A 19,240-nucleotide genomic window follows, 5' to 3' on the forward strand; every position below is an offset into this window, starting at 1 on the left:
ATTTGAAAACAAGCAACATCACCCAACGACAAGCCAGACAAATGGCACTTCAAAGTCAAGGTTTGCTGCAATCGGCTTCTTTCGGAAAAGGGAAAGAGGGTATTGTGAAAGCTTTGCAGCGAATGACTTATGTTCAGATTGACACCATTTCGGTAGTGGAACGGGCGCATCACCACACCTTGTGGACCCGTCTGCCTGATTACCAAAAAAGTAAGCTCTTAGATTTGCAAGCCAATGAGCGATTGGTCTGGGAATATTGGAGTCATGCAGCCGCTTACCTTCCGATAGATGATTTTCGGTTTAGTTTGCCCAGAATGAACCGCTACGCCAATGGCAAACAACACTGGACTCGTCCAGAAACAAATATGAAAGACTTTGTGATGGATCGCATCAAAGCGGAAGGTCCATTGAGAAGCAAGGATTTTGAGAAACCTGTGGATTTTGAAACGGGTATGTGGAATTGGAAGCCAGCAAAACGTGCTTTGGAGCAGTTGTTTATGGAGGGTAAACTGATGATTAGCGCACGCACGGGTTTTCAGAAAGTATATGACCTCACCGAAAATGTGCTGCCAAGTCATGTGAAAACCGAACTTCCTACACCTTCCGAAATGGCGGATTATTTGATTCTGAGTGCTATTGAAGCACATGGATTGGTAAGTTATGAACAGATTCCCTATTTGCGGAGTAAGGAAACGAAAGATTGGGTAAAAGCCCGTATTCCACAGCTTTTGGAAGACAAAATCATTGAAGTTGTAAAAGTCGAAGGCATTCCCTCCGCTACTTACTATACGACTCCCCAACAATTGTCGCAATTGGAGAAAATAGCCCACAATTCAACCGAAAAAGTACACATTCTTTCGCCTTTTGACAATGTGGTAATACAACGCAAACGATTGAAGGAGTTGTTTGACTACGATTATACGATTGAGTGTTATGTACCTGCACCAAAAAGGGTATATGGTTATTTTTGTTTGCCGATTTTGTGGGGAACACAATTTATCGGACGCTTAGATGCGAAAGCCGACCGAAAACTAAAAACTTTCTTCCTCCGAAATTTGGTATTTGAAAGCCATTTTACCCTAAAAAATTTGGAGGCTGCAATGCCTGATTTGGTGCAACAGTTTTGGGTATTCGCTCAATTCAATGGGTGTGAAAAAATTGAAGTAGAACGGGTTGTACCAAGAGAGTTTGGGGATAGATTGGTTGAAGCAATGAGGCGCATATAAAAATCTTATTGCTGCATTGGAAAGTCTGGTCAAATTGATAATACCACAAAACATTTAACCTGTGTTGTGCGAACTAATTGGTTTTCATTATTTAGTTCGTGGCTTTATAAAATATCTGACTGATGCAGATTGTGGTTAGTTCATTTTTTGGCTTCACTCTCCTGCAAACGTTCCTTCAAATTTGCCCGATATTTTCGACCGACTACAACATTGTAGCAATCCTGTTCATAGCACAGTTCAATAGCTGTAAGGCGTTTTGTGTAACTTTTGAGGTAAAATAAATTAACAATAAAACTATCATGAACTCTAAAAAACTGACTATCAGGCAATTCATCGGACATACTTTTCAAGGTTTTACGTGTCTCATATTCTTGATTGATTGTAATAACCCTGATATTGTTGTTAGCTCCTTCACAATAAATCAGTTCTTCAAAATTAATTTTCACCATTCTATCTCCCACTTGAATCAAAAACGACGAAGGCTCTGCCCCACCAAATGAAGAAAGACTCGAAGCCTCTTGCTTATCTTTAACAGTAGGTTTCAATTCATTGATTGCCTTGTCTATGGCTTTGTATAGTTTTTCCGTTTCCAAAGGCTTCAATACATAGCCCGACACATCGTAGTCATAGCTTGGTATAGCGTATTGTTCATGGGCAGAAGTGATAATTACCCGAGGTTGATGCACAAATTTTTTGGTTGCCTCCAATAGGTGCAAGCCATTCACCTCAGGCATTTCAATATCCAAAAAAAGCAAATCTGGCATGGCAGCATCCTCTTGACTCAAATAAGTGTACGCATCTCTTGCCGTTTCGAACTCTTTCAGCAGCTTCAAATCCAATCGGTTAGAGAGCATATATATCAAGTTCGCTCTTTGAAGCGGAACATCTTCTACTACAATGTAAGAAAAATGTGTTTTCATGTATAGGTCAATGGTAGTTTTAAAGAGGTTTTAAAAATTTGATTGTCTTCCACAAAGGTCTTCAATTGATAATTTTCTTTATAAATCAAGCGTAAATTTTCTTCTACACTGGCCAAACCAAGTCCTCCCTCTACATCCTGTAATGGCGTATTTTCATTGTGAACATTGGGTTTAAAAGTATTGGAAGTATTCAAAATCAACTCTTTTTCCTTCACTTCAATATGTATATCAATTCTCTTATTATCTACACTTCCTTTATTGTAATGTTTGAAACAATTTTCTACAAAAATAAGTAAAATCATAGGTGCTATCACTTGCCCCTGTGTCTCCTCTCCCATCACTTCAAAACTAAACTCCGTTGAAGTTCCCATCTGAATTTTTTCTAATTCTATATAAGAGCGAATAAAATCCAATTCTTGATCCAAAGGAACTCTTTTTTCATTCGTCCGATACAATAAATAGCGCAATAACTTAGATAATTTTGCCATCAAATCAGGTAGCAAGTCCGATTTTTGTTTTGCCAAAATTTGCAGATTTTGAAGCGTATTGAACAAAAAATGAGGGCGTATTTGTTTTTTAATAAACAACAACTCCTGCTCCAATCTTTTGCGTCTTGCAATCGTTTCCTGCCGTTCTTTGCGCTCCCAATAACGACTGCGCTCCAGCATATCTTTCACAAAAGAAATCCCTGTTGTACAGATAATTAGCAGTAAAATAACAATTAAACTATGTGTATAGGGAGGAGAAATAAGTTCCAAATAATGATTGAGTATCCAAGTAACAGGCAATGCAAAAATAGCCGCAGATAAACCACTCATCATCAAAAACAAGTAAAAACGCCAACTTTCAATCCCTTTTTCGTTGAGATACCGTTTTTCTGAAAAAAACTGCAAACTACGTTTATACACCAAAAAAAAGTTTACATAAACAGGAACTCCCATCAACAATGTATAAATAAGTGCTTCTCGAAAAATAACAATAAAGGCCTCCCAATTATTTCTAAGCGGATTCTGCAATGCTGCACCAGACTGCCATGCGTGAATAGCAAACACACAAAAAGTAATAACATACACCAATCCGCCAAACACAAAATGCTGAAAAACATCATTTTGCAATGTCTGATAGACTTTTACTTGGCCTTTTGTGATTTTTCGCATTGTCATACTAATCTATTACCATCTTTATTCTAAATAAAAACGCAATTTAGATAAACAAGCCCCTACCACTTCAAAAATTGGGATATAAAACCAAATCTTGGGGGTAAACAACCTGCAAAATAAGGATGTTCTATAACGTCACGTCAATTCTCCTCATTGAACGATATATTCCGTTTCAATCCTTCAAACTTAGTACGTTTCACCGCCGATTTCTTAAAAACCTCATTGAAGACCTCCCTCGTCAACTCTTGCCATTCTCGCCGATTCATTTGCAGTAAATCAGGATGAGGCTCAAAAGCAGGCTCTTTGTGTGGTTTTGCGAAGCGATTCCATGGGCAAACCTGTTGACAAACATCACAACCAAACATCCAATTGTCCAACTTCCCAGCCATTGAAGTAGGAATTTCTTCCTTCAATTCTATTGTGAAATAGGAAATACACTTGCTACCATCTACAATCTTATCTCCTACTATTGCTCCTGTCGGACAAGCATCTATACACCGTGTACATGTGCCACAATAATCCTTGATAGGCCCATCTGCTTCCAACTCAAGATCTATAATTAACTCCGCCAAAAAGAAATAAGAACCAGCAGACCGAGTAATCAACAACGAATGTTTACCAATCCACCCCACGCCACTTTTTGCAGCCCAAGCACGCTCCAAAACGGGTGCTGAATCAACAAAACACCTTCCATTTACCTCGCCTATTTCCTCCTGAATCCATTGCAGTAGCTCCTTCAACTTATCCTTAATCACAAAATGATAATCCTTTCCATACGCATACTTAGAAATTTTGGGAGCAGATTCATCCATTTGTTTTTTAGGTGTTTCATAATTATACAGTAGCGTAACCACTGATTTTGCCCCATCTACCAACTTCTTTGGATCCAAACGTTTGTCAAAATGATTCTCCATATAAGTCATTTTGCCGTGATATCCTCTCTTCAGCCATTCCTCCAAATTTGCAACCTCCTCCTCCAAAAATTCCGCTTTAGAAATTCCCACATATTGAAAACCCATCTGATAAGCTGCTTGTTTGATTTGATGTGTATGTTTGTTTACAAATGATTTCATCCCAATTTCTTTTTCTTTCTGCAAATATGCACTATCATTACCTGCAATATAAATCAATTTTCATTTTCAACCGCAGTAGTTTAACACCAAACAGATGAAAGCAATACTCAACCATTTATTTGAGCATAAAACCTTATCCAAATCCGAGGCAAAAGAAATCCTCAAAAACATCGCAAATGGATCATACAACCACCCACAAATCGCCAGTTTTCTGACCGTTTTTATCATGCGGAGTATTACCGTCGAAGAATTGGAGGGATTCCGAGATGCAATGCTCGAACTGTGTATTCCTGTGGATATGCAGGGACGTGAAGTCATTGATTTGTGTGGAACAGGTGGTGATGGGAAAGATACTTTCAATATTTCTACCTTGTCGAGTTTTGTAGTCGCAGGTTCGGGCATCAAGGTTGCCAAACATGGAAATTATGGCGTTTCTTCGGTTTCGGGTTCGTCCAATGTGATGCAATACCACGGCTGTGAATTTACCAACAACATAGACCATCTACGCCGAAAAATAGATGAAGCAAATATCTGTTTTCTTCATGCCCCTTTTTTCCATCCCGCCATGAAAAATGTTGCGCCTGTGCGTCAACAAATGGGCGTAAAAACTTTCTTCAATATGCTGGGACCTATGGTTAATCCTGCTTTCCCACAACAGCAATTGGTAGGTGTTTTTAGTTTGGAATTAGCACGTTTGTATGCCTACCTTTACCAAAAAACGGATAAACGATTTTGTATTTTACACGCTTTGGATGGTTATGACGAAATATCCTTGACAGGCTCTTTCAAGGCTATTAGCAATGGAAAGGAACAACTTCTTGAAGCAAAGGATTTAGGATTAAAACAATTGAATTCCATAGACTTAGCAGGTGGCTCTACTATTGAAGAAGCTGCAAAATTATTTTACACCATTTTGGAGGGAAAAGGCACGCCTGAACAAAACAGTGTGGTTTTTGCAAATGCAGGAATGGCCATCAAAACAGCTCGTCCTGAATTGAGTATAGAAGATGCCATTGCAGTAGCTGAAAATTCATTGAAGAGCGGAAAGGCACTTAAAAGTTTTAAGAAATTAGTGGAGTAATTTTTATTCATTTATTCAATTCGTATAAACAATACGAATTGAATAAATTTTATTTTTATAATTTAATTTTATTTGACCTCAATCCACCTTCCTAAAGCGCAGCAACTCATTGGATGCTCCATCCAACAAATACAATTTAAGTCCTTTGAGTTGATAGTACTGAACCTCAGCAAGTCGCTGATTAAATCGGCTGGACAATTCCATATTGGGACAAGCCATCTTAGTTCCAGCCAATGCTCCAAAAACCAAATTTTTAGCTCCAACACTTTTGATGTCTCCCATCAAACTATTGCAGCCATCATTACCCATCACCCTCATGGTCGTCAAATTGATTTCTATGCTTGGATGCTTGCGAAGCGTTTTAATATCTATTTCCTGACCATCAATACTTTCCAAAGCCCATATATCGTAAAGCCTCAATTTCGCATCCACCTGTTTGTCTATCACCTTCACCAACTCATATCGAATAGAAGAACCTCCTGCTGGCACTTGATTTTGGGGTTTAGTGGTTTCTTTCACTATCAATTTGTAAATATTCCCCTCTTCGTAGTTAAACCCTTCAATACGGGAGTAAAAAAACTCCCAGTTCGCATCCGCCATAATTTCCCCTTTCTGAACCTGCAAGCATTTTTGAGGCCCTTCACCCACACAATCCACTCTCCTACTGTTTACCCAATAGATGTATTCACCCTCTTTTGAAGTCGTATTTTTGTTCGCATCCATAGTTGTCTCTTTTTTGTTGGTCGTGTTTTTGGTTGCAGTACATCCCACAGCACCAAACACAAATAATAATACAATAAAAATCAATTGGTTATTCATATTTTTTTTACAATTTATATTTTGAATCATTTTTTTCCTACACCCTGTTCTCAAAGATGCCACTACTTCTTAGATGCACTTTTTGACCATTTTGGTGGCTGTTTATATCATAAAATGCAATGCTTGGTTCTTCCCAACACTACAAGTCACTTCAATCCAAACATTTAAGTCTCGGTAAATACCGCTAAATTTGAACGCATTTTCCAGAAAATAGATCAATAATAAAGGTCCAATTTATTTTAGACTTTGGACGGAAGATTAAAGACATAAGACAAAAGATTTTAAATCATTGAAAACAAAGAAATTAAGTGAAATTACATTAAAAATGCTATTTACTCATATCCAAACATTTACTTCTTTTGTCCAAAGTCCAAAATTTGTTAACTCTTGCATTTATGACTTAAATGCAAGAATCTTGAACTACCGAAGTCGCATTTTACAGATTTTGTCAAATCACCAATAAAATTTAAGCACACAACTTGTACTTTTGAAGACGTAGATGAACCAAAAAACAACATTTTATCTAAAAAAGCCGTATTTTTCGCACTAATTTTCTATAAACCACCCACCAAAATCGTTGAAATTCAAAAAAAGATCCCGATTTTGATTTCGACTACAACACTCATTATTTGCTATTTATTGCTTCTTAACACAATTGTATCTAACCATGAAGAAAATATTTTCACTTTTCCTATTCTTGACCTGTTTCCCGATAGTTTCCAGTTTTGCAGGTGGTTTTATGATGGTCAGTCCAGAAGATTATTATTGGAGACCTACCGAAAGAATCAGTCCTTATATGCGTGCTTTTCCCGATGACTTCAATCCCCATACTACTGAGTTTTGGTCTGAAAAAGCAGACATTAGCATTGCAGATGGAGTAGCAACTACGGAGTTAACCCAGAGTTTTTACAATCCTTCTTTCGATACCATTCAAGCCTATTTTTTACTGCCAATCCCCAAAGATTTACCTTTGGAGGATTTTGAAATGAAGATTGCAGACCGCACTTTCAAAGCCGATTTATACACTGACGCACAAGCACACAATGTCATTGAAGAAATGGTGAGGCGGACCAAAAATCCTCGTTATTGGGAATTTGCCAACCAAAATCTATACAAAGTAAGCATCTATACATTTACCCCTCGCAGCCTTTACACCATGCGAATCTCATACAAACAGAAACTGCTTCAAGATGACAACAAGAACTTTTTTGCCTACAATATGAGTTCACAGTCGTTTTACAAGCCACTTCGAGAGTTTGACCTCAATATTAATATCAAAGCTCCTGCTGGCGAAAAAATCAAGCAGTTTTATTCTACAACCCACAAACCCGAAGAGCTTGAATTTAAGCGCAAAAACGACAGTGAAGGAAGCATACAAATCAGCAGCCGCCGACAAGCGAACCAAACCAAAAACTTGGGTTTTTACTACAGTACTGCAAAAGGTACAGTGGATTACACACTCTATCCATACAAAGAAGCAGGTGAGGATGGATATTTTATGTTGAGTTTTGATGCAGGTTATGTGACGGATGATGCAATCACCAACAAGGATGTATTATTTGTATTGGATGCTTCCGCAGAAATGGGTTCTGCAAATTTGGAGGCTTCCAAAAAGGCATTGACAGCGGCATTGAAGCAACTGCACGCCAAAGACCGCTTCAATATCGTTCGATATGCCGATGATGTCGAAAAAGCGTTTGACACCAATCAAGCTGCAAATAGTGCCAACATTGCCAAAGCAACTACTTTTATCAATGCTTCAAAATCGGGCGGGAAATCCAATATTGAAGCGGCATTGAAGGCTTCTATCCCTCAAAATCCCGAAAAAGTACACCCGTATTTTGTGGTTTTTATCAATGGCAGCGAGGCTTCGGTAGGCGCAACATCGGATCAAGATTTGCTGACACTGGTAAAAAACATCAGCCTCCGCAATTTGCATTTTTATACCATCGGCATGGGCAAACAAGCACATGTACATTTGTTAGATCAAATTGCAGCTCATACTTTGGCAGAAAGTCACTATATCTTGTCGAATGAAAAGGTAGAGGAGCGCATCAACGAGATTTATAGCAACATCAATGACCCTATTGCAGTAAACTTACACCTCTACAATATTGATAATTTTGATGTAATTGATAGTTATCCTGCAAATGTTCGCAACCTTTTCAAAAACCGCCCTTTGAATGTGATTGGTCGCTACCAAAAAGCGGGTAAAACAAAGGTTTCGATTACGGGTTCGGGCAATGGTGATTTGCAGCGTTTTGATATGGAGTTTGATTTTCCCGAAGAAAACACGGCTTACCCTTATGTGAAACGTTTGTGGGCTGCACGTTCGGTGGCTGCACAATTGGACAAGGTTCGATTGGAGGGCGATGAAGATTGGATGGAACAGATTGCGGAAACAGCTCACGAAAACGGAATTGTTTCACCTTATAGCAATTATGTGATTTTGGAGGAAGGTTATTACGATACGGATTTTGAACCTGCGGTATCGTTTTTTGCAGATGAAGCGGCTTGTAGGGCTGATTTTGAAGCGATGAAACAAGCCAAAGGTGAGGGTAGTATGCAAGCAAGTACTTTGATTCAAAAATTGCACGATGTGCATAGTTTACTGGCACTCAACGAAACAACTGCTAGTAGTACGGATGTGATGTACATCGAAAATATGCCTTTTTACAAAACTACTTCTGGGCTTTGGATGGATGCTCGTGTACAAGAATACGACTTGACTCCGAAAAAAACGCCCTTCAATTCGCCTGAATACTACACGATGTTATCGAGCAATCCCGAATTGACGGATATTGTTTGGAAAGGGGAAGAAATTATTTTGTTTGGGAATAAGAAGGCGTATTGGTTGGTGGAAGCGGTGAAGGAGGAGAAGAAATAATTTTTCGATGAGAAAACAATTTTCATGGTTTTCTCTTTAGATTTGATAAGTCATTTACAAATTTCTATCAAGAAAAACCATGATTATCAATTTTTCTATCAAAAACTTCACTTCTATAAAAGAAGAAATCACCTTATCATTTGAGGCTTCTACCTCAGATGATTTGGAAGAATATTATATCATTACCCCCAAAAAAGACTTGCGCTTATTGAAGTTGGGATTGATTTATGGCCCCAATGGTTCGGGAAAATCCAATATTTTGAAAGCATTGGATTTTTTGAGAAATATGGTCTTAGAACCATTGGAAAAAAAAACCGAAACCTTCGATTTTCAACCTTTTCTGTTTGACAAAAATACCCCAACTGAAAATTCCTTTTTTACTTTGGAGTTCATGCAGAACAAAGTAAAATACTTATATGAACTGGAATTTAATCAGAATGCCATCCTAAACGAAAAATTATATTTCTACAATCCCAATAAAACTACTGTCTATAAGCGCAAAACCGATGTACATAAACAACTCAGTTCAATTAAATTTGGCAGTAAAATCAAAATCAACAAGGAATCAAAAGCGACTTTAGAAGCAAATACACTTTGGAACAATACGGTTTTGGGTGGGTATTTGAAAACCAATTTTGAATCGAATGAATTGCAGGAAGTGACTAATTGGTTTTCAATCAGATTGAAGCCTTTAATTCTACCTCATAATAATTTATCAGATTCTATTTCTACTGCAATAGAAAATGGCAATATTGATAAATTCAATGTTCTTCAATTTCTGAAAAAGGCAGATTTTAATATCTCAGACTTTAAAATTAAGTCATTAGATGACAATGAAATAAAAATGGGTGATTTGTTTAGCATTTCTAAATCATTATCAATTCCTCTTAATGATTTAATTGAAAATGTAAGAAAAGGAGAGTTTGAAATTAAAGACATTTTTTTCCAACATACCGTAAAAAGTGATGAAAAAGATAATAGCTATATATTATCCTATAATAACGAATCACAAGGTACACAACGCTATTTTCAATTCAGTGGCTTATTAGATTTGATGATTCGGAATGAAACTATTTTTTCTATTGATGAATTGGAATCTTCCCTACACCCCGATTTATTGAAACACTTTTTATTGACTTTTTTGGTGAATGCCAAACATTCTCAATTGATTGCGACAACACACTTGCGAGAATTATTGATGGAAAAAGACATTTTTAGGAACGATGCGATTTGGCTGACCGAAAAACAAGAGGATGGCAGTACCGATTTGTTTTCAATAGCCGACTTTGATTCTTCTGTGATAGGCAACACAAGTTCTGTTTACAATGCCTACAAAATTGGCAAATTGGGTGCAGTACCAGATTTAGGAGATTACTATATTGATTTGGAAGATGGCGAGGAGAAAAAATAGAAGGGATAGAAACAGCGGCAAAAAGACGTATTCCATTGTAGTAGATGGAGAAACGGAGGTTTGGTACTTTCAGATGTTGAAACAATTTGAGTCGCTGCCAACTAAGGTCGACATCAAACCAGAACTTGCCAAGAAAAAGGCATTGAAGGGGCAATATGATACGATTGTTGAAAATATCGAAAAAGGCTATGATAAAGTTATATGGGTATTGGATTTTGATACTGTTGTCAAAGAAAGCAAAGACACAAAAAAAGGTCAAAAATCTAAAATTCAAGAATTTAGAGAATATGCTGAGCAGTTGGAAAAATACCCAAATGTCTATGTTCTGATTAACAATCCGTGCTTGGAATTTTGGTATTTGCTGCATTTTGAGTCAACAAGCAAGTATTACTCCAAGTGCGATGATGCGGGTAAAGAACTTAAAAAGAAATACTTAGCTGACTATGAAAAATCACAAAAATACTACAAAAAACGAGACAACGATATTTACAGTCAACTCAAACCTCACCAAAAAACAGCCGTAGAAAATGCCCAAAAACTGGGTGATTTTGACTTTGAAGATCCCGAATCTGCAAAAGCCGAAATCTACAAAATATTCGAGCTTTTAGGTATTGAGTAAAAACACTAAAAACCAAAACCTTATGCCCCCTTTCAAAAGCACAGAAATACGTTGGTTCTCAGAAGACAAAGACCTTTTATGGAATATCTACCATAACCTACCCCAAATTGGCGCAGGTATCAGAGAATCAGACAGAACGGACTATTACCTGCAATCGGATTCTCTGAATACAGGCGTGAAAATCCGTGAAGGAAACCATGAAATAAAGGTCAAATGCGCTGACGATGAACTTCAAAATCACGGTGTGATAGAACATTGGCAAAAATGGAGTACCAAAGAACCTCAAAACATCCTCAATACCATTGACAACAGACTGTTGGGTGAATGGGTGTCGATAGAAAAGAAACGCTACAAAAAGAAGTACGAAATAGTGAACCTCAATGAAGTGCGCTATACGACCGAAGTATTTTTAGCAGAAGGTTGTGGCGTAGAATTTACCGAATTGTGGATAGAACAATACGCCAAAACCTTTTATACTTTTGGTTTAGAAGCATTTGGCACATACAATGACAGCCGCCAAAACTTTTTTGCAGCCCTTCAATACCTCAATATGGATTTCTCCGTTTTGCAGCACTTAGATTCCATCGGATATCCGACTTTTTTGAAGAAATTGAAAAAATAAACTTCGCAATTAAGACTTTTGAAGTTTAGCTTCACAAAACATTCACAATCTTACAATTGGTGAATATTTTCGGTCAGCAACCAACTATCTTCAAAAGTCTCACTTTAGATGTCTATAAACCTGCTACCAACTTACTTTTAGGATATTTCACACTGTACTGCAATTTCAGCTTTTTGGTTTGACCCGCAGGAATGTCCAAACGCCAAAGCAATTTGCCGTATCTTTCGGTGTATTCTGCTCCATCTTTGTCAATCAATTTGACTTCAATCTCTTCATTTTGAGAAATCGGAACTTGGTCCAAAATTTCGATGTGAGCCGTTGTGCTTTTGTTGTTTCGCACACTTATCTCATACGTTTTGGTTTCAATACGTTTGTTGCCCAAAAAGTTGGTTTCACTCAAATCGTTCAATTCTGTGCGCTTCACCTGAATCTGCTCATCCCTTCCAAAAGACAACAGCAAAGTATCGGCAGTTGTCACAGGATTGATGAATGATTGACCAATGTAGGTATCGTCAAAGAAAATATTGGCATTGCCCGCCAACAAATTCAAACTGCCCCAATCCGTGATTTTCGCCAACAAAAACGCCCCTTCGTCCAATTTTGGAACGGTGTGATAATCGTATTCCGCCGCAATTTCGTAGTCCTTCAAATCCACTAGATGATACTGCCCATCTGTAGGAATTGTCTGTTTTGCAGTCACTTCAAAAGATAGATTCAATTGATTTTGATTCAACACCACATCCTCCTCCTTGCGATCTTCAAGGTACAGAGATTCTGTTTCAGCTAAATTATTTCTGTTTCTTGCCAAATCTCCATCAGCAGGAATCTGCATGGTGTTCATCAACTGAGTAGCATCCTTCTTTGCAGTTCCCGAAAAATAAGAGCTATACGCCTCCACAAACGCCAAATAGTGAGGCGATAAAATAGGGCGGTTATTGCTCTTTGAAGGGTTGCCAGTCGAAACCGTTAGTGCCACATTACTCCAATCTTGTCCCGTATGTTGAAAGATATTTGCCTTGTAAGAAAGTGTGACAGGCTCTTCAATATTGGCTGCTCGGATGTCGTAAATGGGCTTCCAACCTGCCTCTTGTACGATGTAAGAAAGTTCAATTTTGGCAGTCATAGGTGATTTGGCGACCAATTTCAAGACCACCTCTCCCACTGCTTTCGTCTTTTCGGTTTGTACTTGTCGCAATTGTTGTTGAATACGGTTCACACTATTCTGCAAAGTCGTTTTTTCACGCTCCAACTTCAACAATTCCTTTTTGATTTCCATCAATTGTTTGCGGTAAAAAACCATCACCTCCTTCAAATCCTGCGCTGATAGCCCTTTGGTTTCCGTTCCCACTTTCTGGCTGTTTAAATCCATCAATTTTTCTTCCCCTTGATACACAGAAATTTGCTGCTTTACCCAGTCTAATTCAAACTGCGACAAAGTAAGTGAATCCTCCAAAGTAGCAATCTCGACCGTTTTCTTTGGGTCTTTCAAATAATTCACCTGAAACGTTGCAGACAGCAATTTAACGCCATCATTGACAGAAACTTGCAAACTTTGTCCATCTACTTGACTCGATAAATCCTGCAATACCAATTCGCTTTCTCCTGCGGGGATTGATTTTTGGGCATTCCGAATTATTTTAGCTTGTTGTTGGTAAACGGTAACGCCTTCAATATTGGTACTTACCTTGATTGGATCGGCTTGAAGTTTGAAATTTTGAAGTAAAAAAAGTATGCAAAATAGATTCAAAAAGAAATGCAATGATTTCATACGAATTGAATTGTGAAATGAATAAAAAATGTTTCCATTTCTATTAGATGTCAATTCGATTGTTTTGGGTGTCTGGAAAAATGAAGTTTATTTCTTCAATGCCGCCTTACTAAACAAGTACGCAGGAATCTCCGCATCAAACTCAATCGTTTTGACGATAAAATCCGTGCCTTTGCCCGACTTCAAAACATCCTTGAAATTCGTCTTTTTAGGATACCAACGACCGTCCATTTTCGCAAAATCACTCATGGTCGTTTTCTTCAATAACTGACCACTTTTAGCGTACATTTCCTCTTTCAATGGCACAAAACGCTCTTGGTCAACCCACATTTTGAGTTTTTGGTAGCTCACATCCTCCACTTTGGCGTTCAACTCCAAAACCCATGCTTTTCTTCCGTCAATCGTTTCCTCACCCATCACTTTCGCATTGTACATATCCGTCAATTTTCGGTCTTCCATCGCATCTTCATACGACAAATCAGAACCCATCACCGACTGTCGAAGCATGTGACCCGACAATTGAATCGTTCTATCCGTTGAAGGCGAATAAATCCACAATTTATCCTCCAATTTCAGCATTTTCGTCCCCTTTTCTCTATCAGGAGCGAGGTATTCGGTAAAGGATTTTTTGTTGCCCTCCGCATAACCTTTCGATACAACCGTTCGGCTGTTTCTTCGACCATGGATCACCATTTCAGATTCGGTGATACTCGTTTTAGACACCATGTTGGCATCTACTTTTTTAAGGATTTCCGCTGCGTCAGGTGCAGGATAATTAAAGAAAAGTAGTGCAATTGAAAAGATTGCTGTTAATAGGATTTTCATGTTTTATGCTGTTTTTAATGAGCTTAATTGTATGATTAGACTACTTTTTTGATTGAAAGTTCACTTTTTAGAATAGAGGAACCAACTGTCACCAACGAACAGTTACCATTCACCAATCCACTAAACTTCCAACTCCTTAAACAAACTCGCAGTTTCTCGCTTATAAATTCCCATTCCCGAAAGCATATTCCCTAAAACCATTGCAGCCAAACCAGGAACAAAGCCGATGTAAAACAATTCAGGCGTGATTTTGGCACGAATCACCGAAGGCATCAACATGCTCGAATTTTCAACATAACTGCTGATGTCAATACCATACACCTGCAGATAATACGTAAAGCCCAACCCAACAACCGTTCCAATAATCGAACCAATCACACCAATCAAAACTGCCTCCAAAATCAATGCTCTATAAATCGCCCCTTTCGACTCTCCCAATGCCAAGCGAATCCCAAACTCTTTGTAGCGCCGCAAGCCTGCCAGCAAGCCTGTATTCCAAAGCACCACCGACATTGCAGCCACAAACATAAAAACGAATAAACCCGACATCACATCCGCATAGTCCAACAAATCCGCCAAATTGTTTTGCTGCTTCAAGGTCTGCATCACAGGTGCAAACTCGTCAGGATCATTGACATACTTGGCATTGAAGGCATCGGCAACTTCAATGGCTTGTTTATCGTCATAGACTTTGCTTTTCAAGAAGCCCAACACCTCCCCCGTTCCATCTTCCATATCAAGCATTTTCTGAGCATCCGCAATGTCAATCACCAAGGCCCCCCTGTCCATTGCAGCCATTCCATAACGAATTGTACCACTAATTTTGAAGTTTTGGAAACTCATGCTACCGTTCATAGTCGTTCCAAAATAAGTAAATTCATCGCCAATTTTCAGCCCTAATTTTTGAGCGAAATCATGCCCAATCAAAGCCTCACCTCGTTCATCAGGTAGGTTACCAGTCACAATAGAACTTTCGATGTTCATTCTTTTGGCTTCGCCGCTTTCTTTCCCCAACAAATTGATAGCCAATCCAGAAGCAGGGCCTTGCCCCTTCGAATTTCCATTTTCATCAGGCACATCAATCAAGCCTCCAAAACGGGTGCGTTTGACCCAATACATTTGAGGAAAATCATTTTGAAGCGACTCAATCAAACTAGTGACTTCAAGGAGTGCCAAATCGTTAGGAAGTTGGTCAATGTTTTCGGCATACGCTTTCGTCATAACCTTGACGTGTCCTGTATCAAATCGGGCATTTTGGTCGGTCACGTCCCCCATTGCACCCCGCATATAGCCACTCAACAAAACAGTTAGTGCCACGCCAATACTGACAATGATAATCGGTAAAATGCTTCGGCTTTTATCTCGCAAGATGCCTTTTAGTAAGAATTTTATCATGGAAAATTAAAATTAAAAACTCAAATAAAAATTAAAATTTGGAAGCGTGAAATAGGAGGTGAGAAGTAAGAAATAGAACGAGTCAGTACCTAAGGAACAAATGAAAATGAAAAATACACTTTACAATCAGCTATTTATGAAATGAACTTTGTAAATTTATTTTTGAAGTGTTCCTTACCTTACCTTACTTCCTACTTCTCGCTTCCTACTTCTACGTCCTACTTCTCGCTTCCTACCTCCTACTTCTACTTCTCGCTTCCTACTTCCTACTTCTCACCTCCTACTTCCTATGCTTCCCTCCTCTCGCCTCTCATTGCAGCTTCCCCTTCAATGCTTCAACGGGATTCATCCTCGAAATTTTCTTTGCAGGTAGATAACTCACTATTGTTGCAGAAAGAACGACCAATAAAATTGTACCCAAAATAAGCGTCAAACCATAAACGGGATAAATAACTTCCGAAATCGCAATTCCCATGTCTTGCGAAGTTGAAGCAGCAGGCAACGCAATACCTGTTTTTGCCAACCAAATAAAAAGTGGAATCCCGATAATACAACCTACAATGGTCGCAAAAATGCTGTACATACTTCCTTCAACCGTAAAAATGCCAACGACTTGTGGGCGGGTCATGCCGAGCGCAATGTACGTACCGATTTCTTTTTGCCGCCTAAAAACCGACAAAACCTGTGTGTCAAAAATCGCCAAAAGTGCAATCGCCAACAACAAAAGATACATAATCGAACTGCTTGCTTTTTTCATGGAAATGATTTCGGTGATGTCACTCAAAAGTTCTTCTTGACTTTTGAAGTTCCAATCTCCCGATTGATTTCCTTCAAATTTTTTGTTGGCAATCAACATGGTAGCATGATTTTGCAGGCTCGTCATTTGCCAAAGTTGATCGATTCCCATCCAAATTTGTCCTTTATCAACAGTTGGCACATCGGTATCGAATATTTTGACCAGCGTAATATTTGAAGCATCGAATGTGCCGTTTTTGTCTCGCCATCGGAGCAAAATCTCATCCCCTTCCTTCAATTTGGCAGATTCTGCCATCCCTTTTCCCATCATGACGGGAATGTTTGCTTCGCTATCCTTCAATGATTGAGTTGGCAATGCCAAGATATTCTGGTTTATATCAATCCCTTTGAGCGCAACCGACAACATACGTCCTTCGGGATAAATTGAGGCTTGACGAATCAATATCGGCACTGTGGTTTTTGCCAATGCTGCACTAAATTCTCCATGCCCGTCTTGTAGCGTGAAAGGGTCAAAAGGGTCGTAGTTTTTGTGAAGCAATTGACCATTGCCATATTCCCAAGCAATGCTGTCGGTTTTGGCTTGTTGGTGCCATCCATCCAACATTCCATTGAAGAAGATGATGAGAATAAAAGTAAAAGTCAACACGCTGACATTGAGCCAAGTCCGCAGACCTGCTCCAATCAGATTTTTGTAAGCTAATTGAAAGGCTAACTTCATTGTTTGATTATTTTTGATTTTTCATTGCAGCTTTCCCTTCAATGCTTCGACAGGGTTCATATTAGCAATTTTCTTTGCGGGGAGATAGCTAACTATCGTTGCAGAAAGAACAACAAGGAAAAAAGTCCCCACAATCAATTGAAAGCCAAAGACAGGATAAATAATTTCCGAAACCGAAATTCCCATATCTTTAGTCGAGTCGACTGGCATAGGAATTCCCGCATTTGCCAACCATACAAAAATAGGGAAACCTATGATGGAGCCTGCCACTACTGCGAATAAACTGTACATTCCTCCTTCAATGGTAAATAAACCAACGACTTGTGACCGAGTCATACCGAGGGCAATATAAGTTCCTATCTCTCTTTGCCTCCTAAAAACTGACAATACCTGTGTATCGAAAATGGCAAGCAAGGCAATCGCCAACAACAAGATGTATAAAATACTACTGCTTACCCTTTCTGTTTTCATGATTTGGTTAAGGTTGTAGAGCAGTTCGTTTTGACTTATAAAAGTCCAGTCTGTGGTGTTTTGAGGAACTTTAAATTTTTCATTGACAACGAACATTGTAGCATGATTTTCCAAATCTGTCATTTCCCAAAGTCGGTCAATCGGCATCCAAATTTGACCTCTGTCGACTGTGGGGACATCGGTATCAAATATTTTGACAAGCGTAAGATTTGAAGCATCGAAAGTACCATTTTTGTCTCGCCACCTCAACAAAACTTCGTCCCCTACCTTCAATTTGATAGATGCCGCCATTCCTTCCCCCATCATGACTGGGATATTTGCTTGACTGCCTTTCAATGATTGGGTCGGAAGATCAAGGATTGTTTGATTAAGGTCAATGCCCTTCAGCAATACTGCCACCATCCTACCTTCTGGATAAATGGAGGCTTGACGTATCAAAATGGGACAGGCATTTTGGGATAAGTCTGCACCAAATTCACCATGTCCATCTTGCAAAGTAAACGCATCATACGGATCGTAGTCCTTGTGCAGCAAATGCCCATTTCCGTATTCCCAGGCAATGGTATCAGTTTTGGCTTGTAGGTTCCAACCGTCGAGCCAACCATTGAAGAAAATAATGAGAATAAAAGCAAAAGCCAACACAAGAACATTGAGCCAAGTCCGCAGACCTGCACCAACAAGGTTTCGATAGGCCAATTGAAATGCTAGTTTCATTGTTTGGTTATTTTAGTAAGACAACAGTCGCAAATCTTTTGTCTTACATCTTTTGTCTTACATCTTTTGTCTTGCATCAAATTGAAGTTCATCTTCTTCCACCTTCCCATCCCGCAAAGACACAATTCTATCAAGGTATTTCATCACCTTTTCGTCGTGTGTCGAAAAGAGGAAAGTAGTATCCAGCTCCTTATTCAATCGTTTCATAATCTTCAAAATGATGTGGGCATTTTCAGCATCTAAATTGGCGGTGGGTTCGTCTGCCAATAGGATTTGTGGACGTTTCACAATCGCTCTTGCAATGGCTACTCGCTGCCCTTCTCCACCCGAAAGTTTGTCGGGTTTCTTTTGGGCGAGTTTGGTCAATCCTACCCACTCTAAGGCTTCCATAACCCTTTTTTTGCGCTCGGCTTCAGGAATATTTTGCAGCAAAAGGGCAAATTCCACGTTTTCGTAAACGGTGTAAACGGGCAACAGATTGAAGACTTGAAAGATGAATCCGATGTGTTTGTTTCGCAGCATGGCGGATTCTTTGTGCGATAGTTTGGCGATGTCTTTTCCCATGACCATTGCCGTTCCTTCGGTTGGGCTGTCCAATGAGCCGATGATGTTTAGCAAAGTGGTTTTGCCTGAACCGCTGGGTCCCACAAATCCTGCAAATTCTCCTTTTTGGAATTGCAAATTGATGTCACTCAAAGCGGTGAACTCGCCTTCTCCTACGGGATACCGTTTGACTAGGTTGTGTAATGAAATGATTGTTTCCATAGTATTGGAT

Annotated in this window: 16 protein-coding genes; 6 read left to right on the plus strand and 10 right to left on the minus strand. The window is 39.0% G+C overall.

The genetic code is table 11. The features are described from left to right. Window positions 1-2: 2 nt before the first annotated feature. Window positions 3-1,226, plus strand: coding sequence for a crosslink repair DNA glycosylase YcaQ family protein (locus R3E32_06030; GenBank protein ID MEZ4884281.1), 1,224 nt, complete (start codon window positions 3-5; stop codon window positions 1,224-1,226). A 140-nt stretch (window positions 1,227-1,366) separates the two neighbouring features. Here the strand turns inward: R3E32_06030 and R3E32_06035 are convergent, their stop codons facing one another. The 3 genes from R3E32_06035 to queG form a co-directional block, all read right to left on the minus strand. Continuing rightward, window positions 1,367-2,146, minus strand: coding sequence for a LytTR family DNA-binding domain-containing protein (locus tag R3E32_06035; GenBank protein MEZ4884282.1), 780 nt, complete (start codon window positions 2,144-2,146; stop codon window positions 1,367-1,369). Further along, a complete protein-coding gene (locus R3E32_06040; GenBank protein ID MEZ4884283.1) occupies window positions 2,143-3,303 on the minus strand; it encodes a sensor histidine kinase in 1,161 nt (386 codons plus the stop codon). The genes R3E32_06035 and R3E32_06040 overlap by 4 nt, the downstream gene beginning before the upstream one ends. Window positions 3,304-3,446: 143 nt before the next feature. Continuing rightward, on the minus strand, window positions 3,447-4,379 hold the full coding sequence (gene queG / locus R3E32_06045) for a tRNA epoxyqueuosine(34) reductase QueG (GenBank protein ID MEZ4884284.1): 933 nt from the start codon (window positions 4,377-4,379) through the stop codon (window positions 3,447-3,449). A gap of 94 nt (window positions 4,380-4,473) precedes the next feature. On the opposite strand from queG, the gene trpD reads away from it, so the two are divergent. After that, entirely contained in the window at window positions 4,474-5,460 is a 987-nt protein-coding gene (gene trpD / locus R3E32_06050) for an anthranilate phosphoribosyltransferase (GenBank protein ID MEZ4884285.1), read from the plus strand. A gap of 78 nt (window positions 5,461-5,538) precedes the next feature. On the opposite strand, the gene R3E32_06055 is transcribed toward trpD, so the two are convergent. Beyond that, window positions 5,539-6,279: a DUF4377 domain-containing protein gene (locus R3E32_06055; GenBank protein ID MEZ4884286.1), complete on the minus strand. Its 741-nt coding sequence runs from the start codon at window positions 6,277-6,279 to the stop codon at window positions 5,539-5,541. A 667-nt stretch (window positions 6,280-6,946) separates the two neighbouring features. On the opposite strand from R3E32_06055, the gene R3E32_06060 reads away from it, so the two are divergent. The 4 genes from R3E32_06060 (at window position 6,947) to R3E32_06075 (ending at window position 11,818) form a co-directional block, all read left to right on the plus strand. Further along, window positions 6,947-9,166, plus strand: a complete 2,220-nt coding sequence (locus R3E32_06060; GenBank protein MEZ4884287.1) for a VIT and VWA domain-containing protein — start codon at window positions 6,947-6,949, stop codon at window positions 9,164-9,166. 79 nt (window positions 9,167-9,245) lie between these two features. After that, window positions 9,246-10,577, plus strand: a complete 1,332-nt coding sequence (locus R3E32_06065) for an ATP-binding protein (GenBank protein MEZ4884288.1) — start codon at window positions 9,246-9,248, stop codon at window positions 10,575-10,577. Continuing rightward, a complete protein-coding gene (locus R3E32_06070) occupies window positions 10,558-11,196 on the plus strand; it encodes an RloB family protein (protein MEZ4884289.1) in 639 nt (212 codons plus the stop codon). The genes R3E32_06065 and R3E32_06070 overlap by 20 nt, the downstream gene beginning before the upstream one ends. Window positions 11,197-11,218: 22 nt before the next feature. Next, a complete protein-coding gene (locus tag R3E32_06075; GenBank protein MEZ4884290.1) occupies window positions 11,219-11,818 on the plus strand; it encodes a hypothetical protein in 600 nt (199 codons plus the stop codon). 112 nt (window positions 11,819-11,930) lie between these two features. On the opposite strand, the gene R3E32_06080 is transcribed toward R3E32_06075, so the two are convergent. From R3E32_06080 to R3E32_06105, 6 genes are all read right to left on the minus strand, one after another. Continuing rightward, the gene (locus R3E32_06080) at window positions 11,931-13,586 is read right to left on the minus strand and encodes a DUF4139 domain-containing protein (GenBank protein MEZ4884291.1); all 1,656 of its coding nucleotides are present in this window, start codon (window positions 13,584-13,586) and stop codon (window positions 11,931-11,933) included. A gap of 87 nt (window positions 13,587-13,673) precedes the next feature. Then, a complete protein-coding gene (locus R3E32_06085; protein ID MEZ4884292.1) occupies window positions 13,674-14,411 on the minus strand; it encodes an outer membrane lipoprotein-sorting protein in 738 nt (245 codons plus the stop codon). Between the two features lie 120 nt (window positions 14,412-14,531). Beyond that, window positions 14,532-15,806 carry an FtsX-like permease family protein gene (locus tag R3E32_06090; protein ID MEZ4884293.1) on the minus strand — a complete coding sequence of 425 codons (1,275 nt, stop codon included), beginning with the start codon at window positions 15,804-15,806 and terminating at the stop codon, window positions 14,532-14,534. Between the two features lie 310 nt (window positions 15,807-16,116). After that, entirely contained in the window at window positions 16,117-17,280 is a 1,164-nt protein-coding gene (locus R3E32_06095; GenBank protein MEZ4884294.1) for an FtsX-like permease family protein, read from the minus strand. Window positions 17,281-17,301: 21 nt separating this feature from the next. Then, on the minus strand, window positions 17,302-18,465 hold the full coding sequence (locus tag R3E32_06100; GenBank protein MEZ4884295.1) for an FtsX-like permease family protein: 1,164 nt from the start codon (window positions 18,463-18,465) through the stop codon (window positions 17,302-17,304). 57 nt (window positions 18,466-18,522) lie between these two features. Beyond that, window positions 18,523-19,230: an ABC transporter ATP-binding protein gene (locus R3E32_06105; GenBank protein ID MEZ4884296.1), complete on the minus strand. Its 708-nt coding sequence runs from the start codon at window positions 19,228-19,230 to the stop codon at window positions 18,523-18,525. Between the last annotated feature and the right edge of the window lie 10 nt (window positions 19,231-19,240).

The sequence above is a fragment of the Chitinophagales bacterium genome (assembly GCA_041392475.1).
GTDB lineage: Bacteria > Bacteroidota > Bacteroidia > Chitinophagales > UBA2359 > JAUHXA01.

What these genes read in the sequence shown, in the direction of transcription:
- R3E32_06035 (MEZ4884282.1), bottom strand. Translation starts at nt 2,146, where the DNA reads ATGAAAACACATTTTTCTTACATTGTAGTAGAAGATGTTCCGCTTCAA.
- R3E32_06040 (MEZ4884283.1), bottom strand. Translation starts at nt 3,303, where the DNA reads ATGCGAAAAATCACAAAAGGCCAAGTAAAAGTCTATCAGACATTGCAA.
- queG (MEZ4884284.1), bottom strand. Translation starts at nt 4,379, where the DNA reads ATGAAATCATTTGTAAACAAACATACACATCAAATCAAACAAGCAGCT.
- trpD (MEZ4884285.1), top strand. Translation starts at nt 4,474, where the DNA reads ATGAAAGCAATACTCAACCATTTATTTGAGCATAAAACCTTATCCAAA.
- R3E32_06055 (MEZ4884286.1), bottom strand. Translation starts at nt 6,279, where the DNA reads ATGAATAACCAATTGATTTTTATTGTATTATTATTTGTGTTTGGTGCT.
- R3E32_06060 (MEZ4884287.1), top strand. Translation starts at nt 6,947, where the DNA reads ATGAAGAAAATATTTTCACTTTTCCTATTCTTGACCTGTTTCCCGATA.
- R3E32_06065 (MEZ4884288.1), top strand. Translation starts at nt 9,246, where the DNA reads ATGATTATCAATTTTTCTATCAAAAACTTCACTTCTATAAAAGAAGAA.
- R3E32_06070 (MEZ4884289.1), top strand. Translation starts at nt 10,558, where the DNA reads ATGGCGAGGAGAAAAAATAGAAGGGATAGAAACAGCGGCAAAAAGACG.
- R3E32_06075 (MEZ4884290.1), top strand. Translation starts at nt 11,219, where the DNA reads ATGCCCCCTTTCAAAAGCACAGAAATACGTTGGTTCTCAGAAGACAAA.
- R3E32_06080 (MEZ4884291.1), bottom strand. Translation starts at nt 13,586, where the DNA reads ATGAAATCATTGCATTTCTTTTTGAATCTATTTTGCATACTTTTTTTA.
- R3E32_06085 (MEZ4884292.1), bottom strand. Translation starts at nt 14,411, where the DNA reads ATGAAAATCCTATTAACAGCAATCTTTTCAATTGCACTACTTTTCTTT.
- R3E32_06090 (MEZ4884293.1), bottom strand. Translation starts at nt 15,806, where the DNA reads ATGATAAAATTCTTACTAAAAGGCATCTTGCGAGATAAAAGCCGAAGC.
- R3E32_06095 (MEZ4884294.1), bottom strand. Translation starts at nt 17,280, where the DNA reads ATGAAGTTAGCCTTTCAATTAGCTTACAAAAATCTGATTGGAGCAGGT.
- R3E32_06100 (MEZ4884295.1), bottom strand. Translation starts at nt 18,465, where the DNA reads ATGAAACTAGCATTTCAATTGGCCTATCGAAACCTTGTTGGTGCAGGT.
- R3E32_06105 (MEZ4884296.1), bottom strand. Translation starts at nt 19,230, where the DNA reads ATGGAAACAATCATTTCATTACACAACCTAGTCAAACGGTATCCCGTA.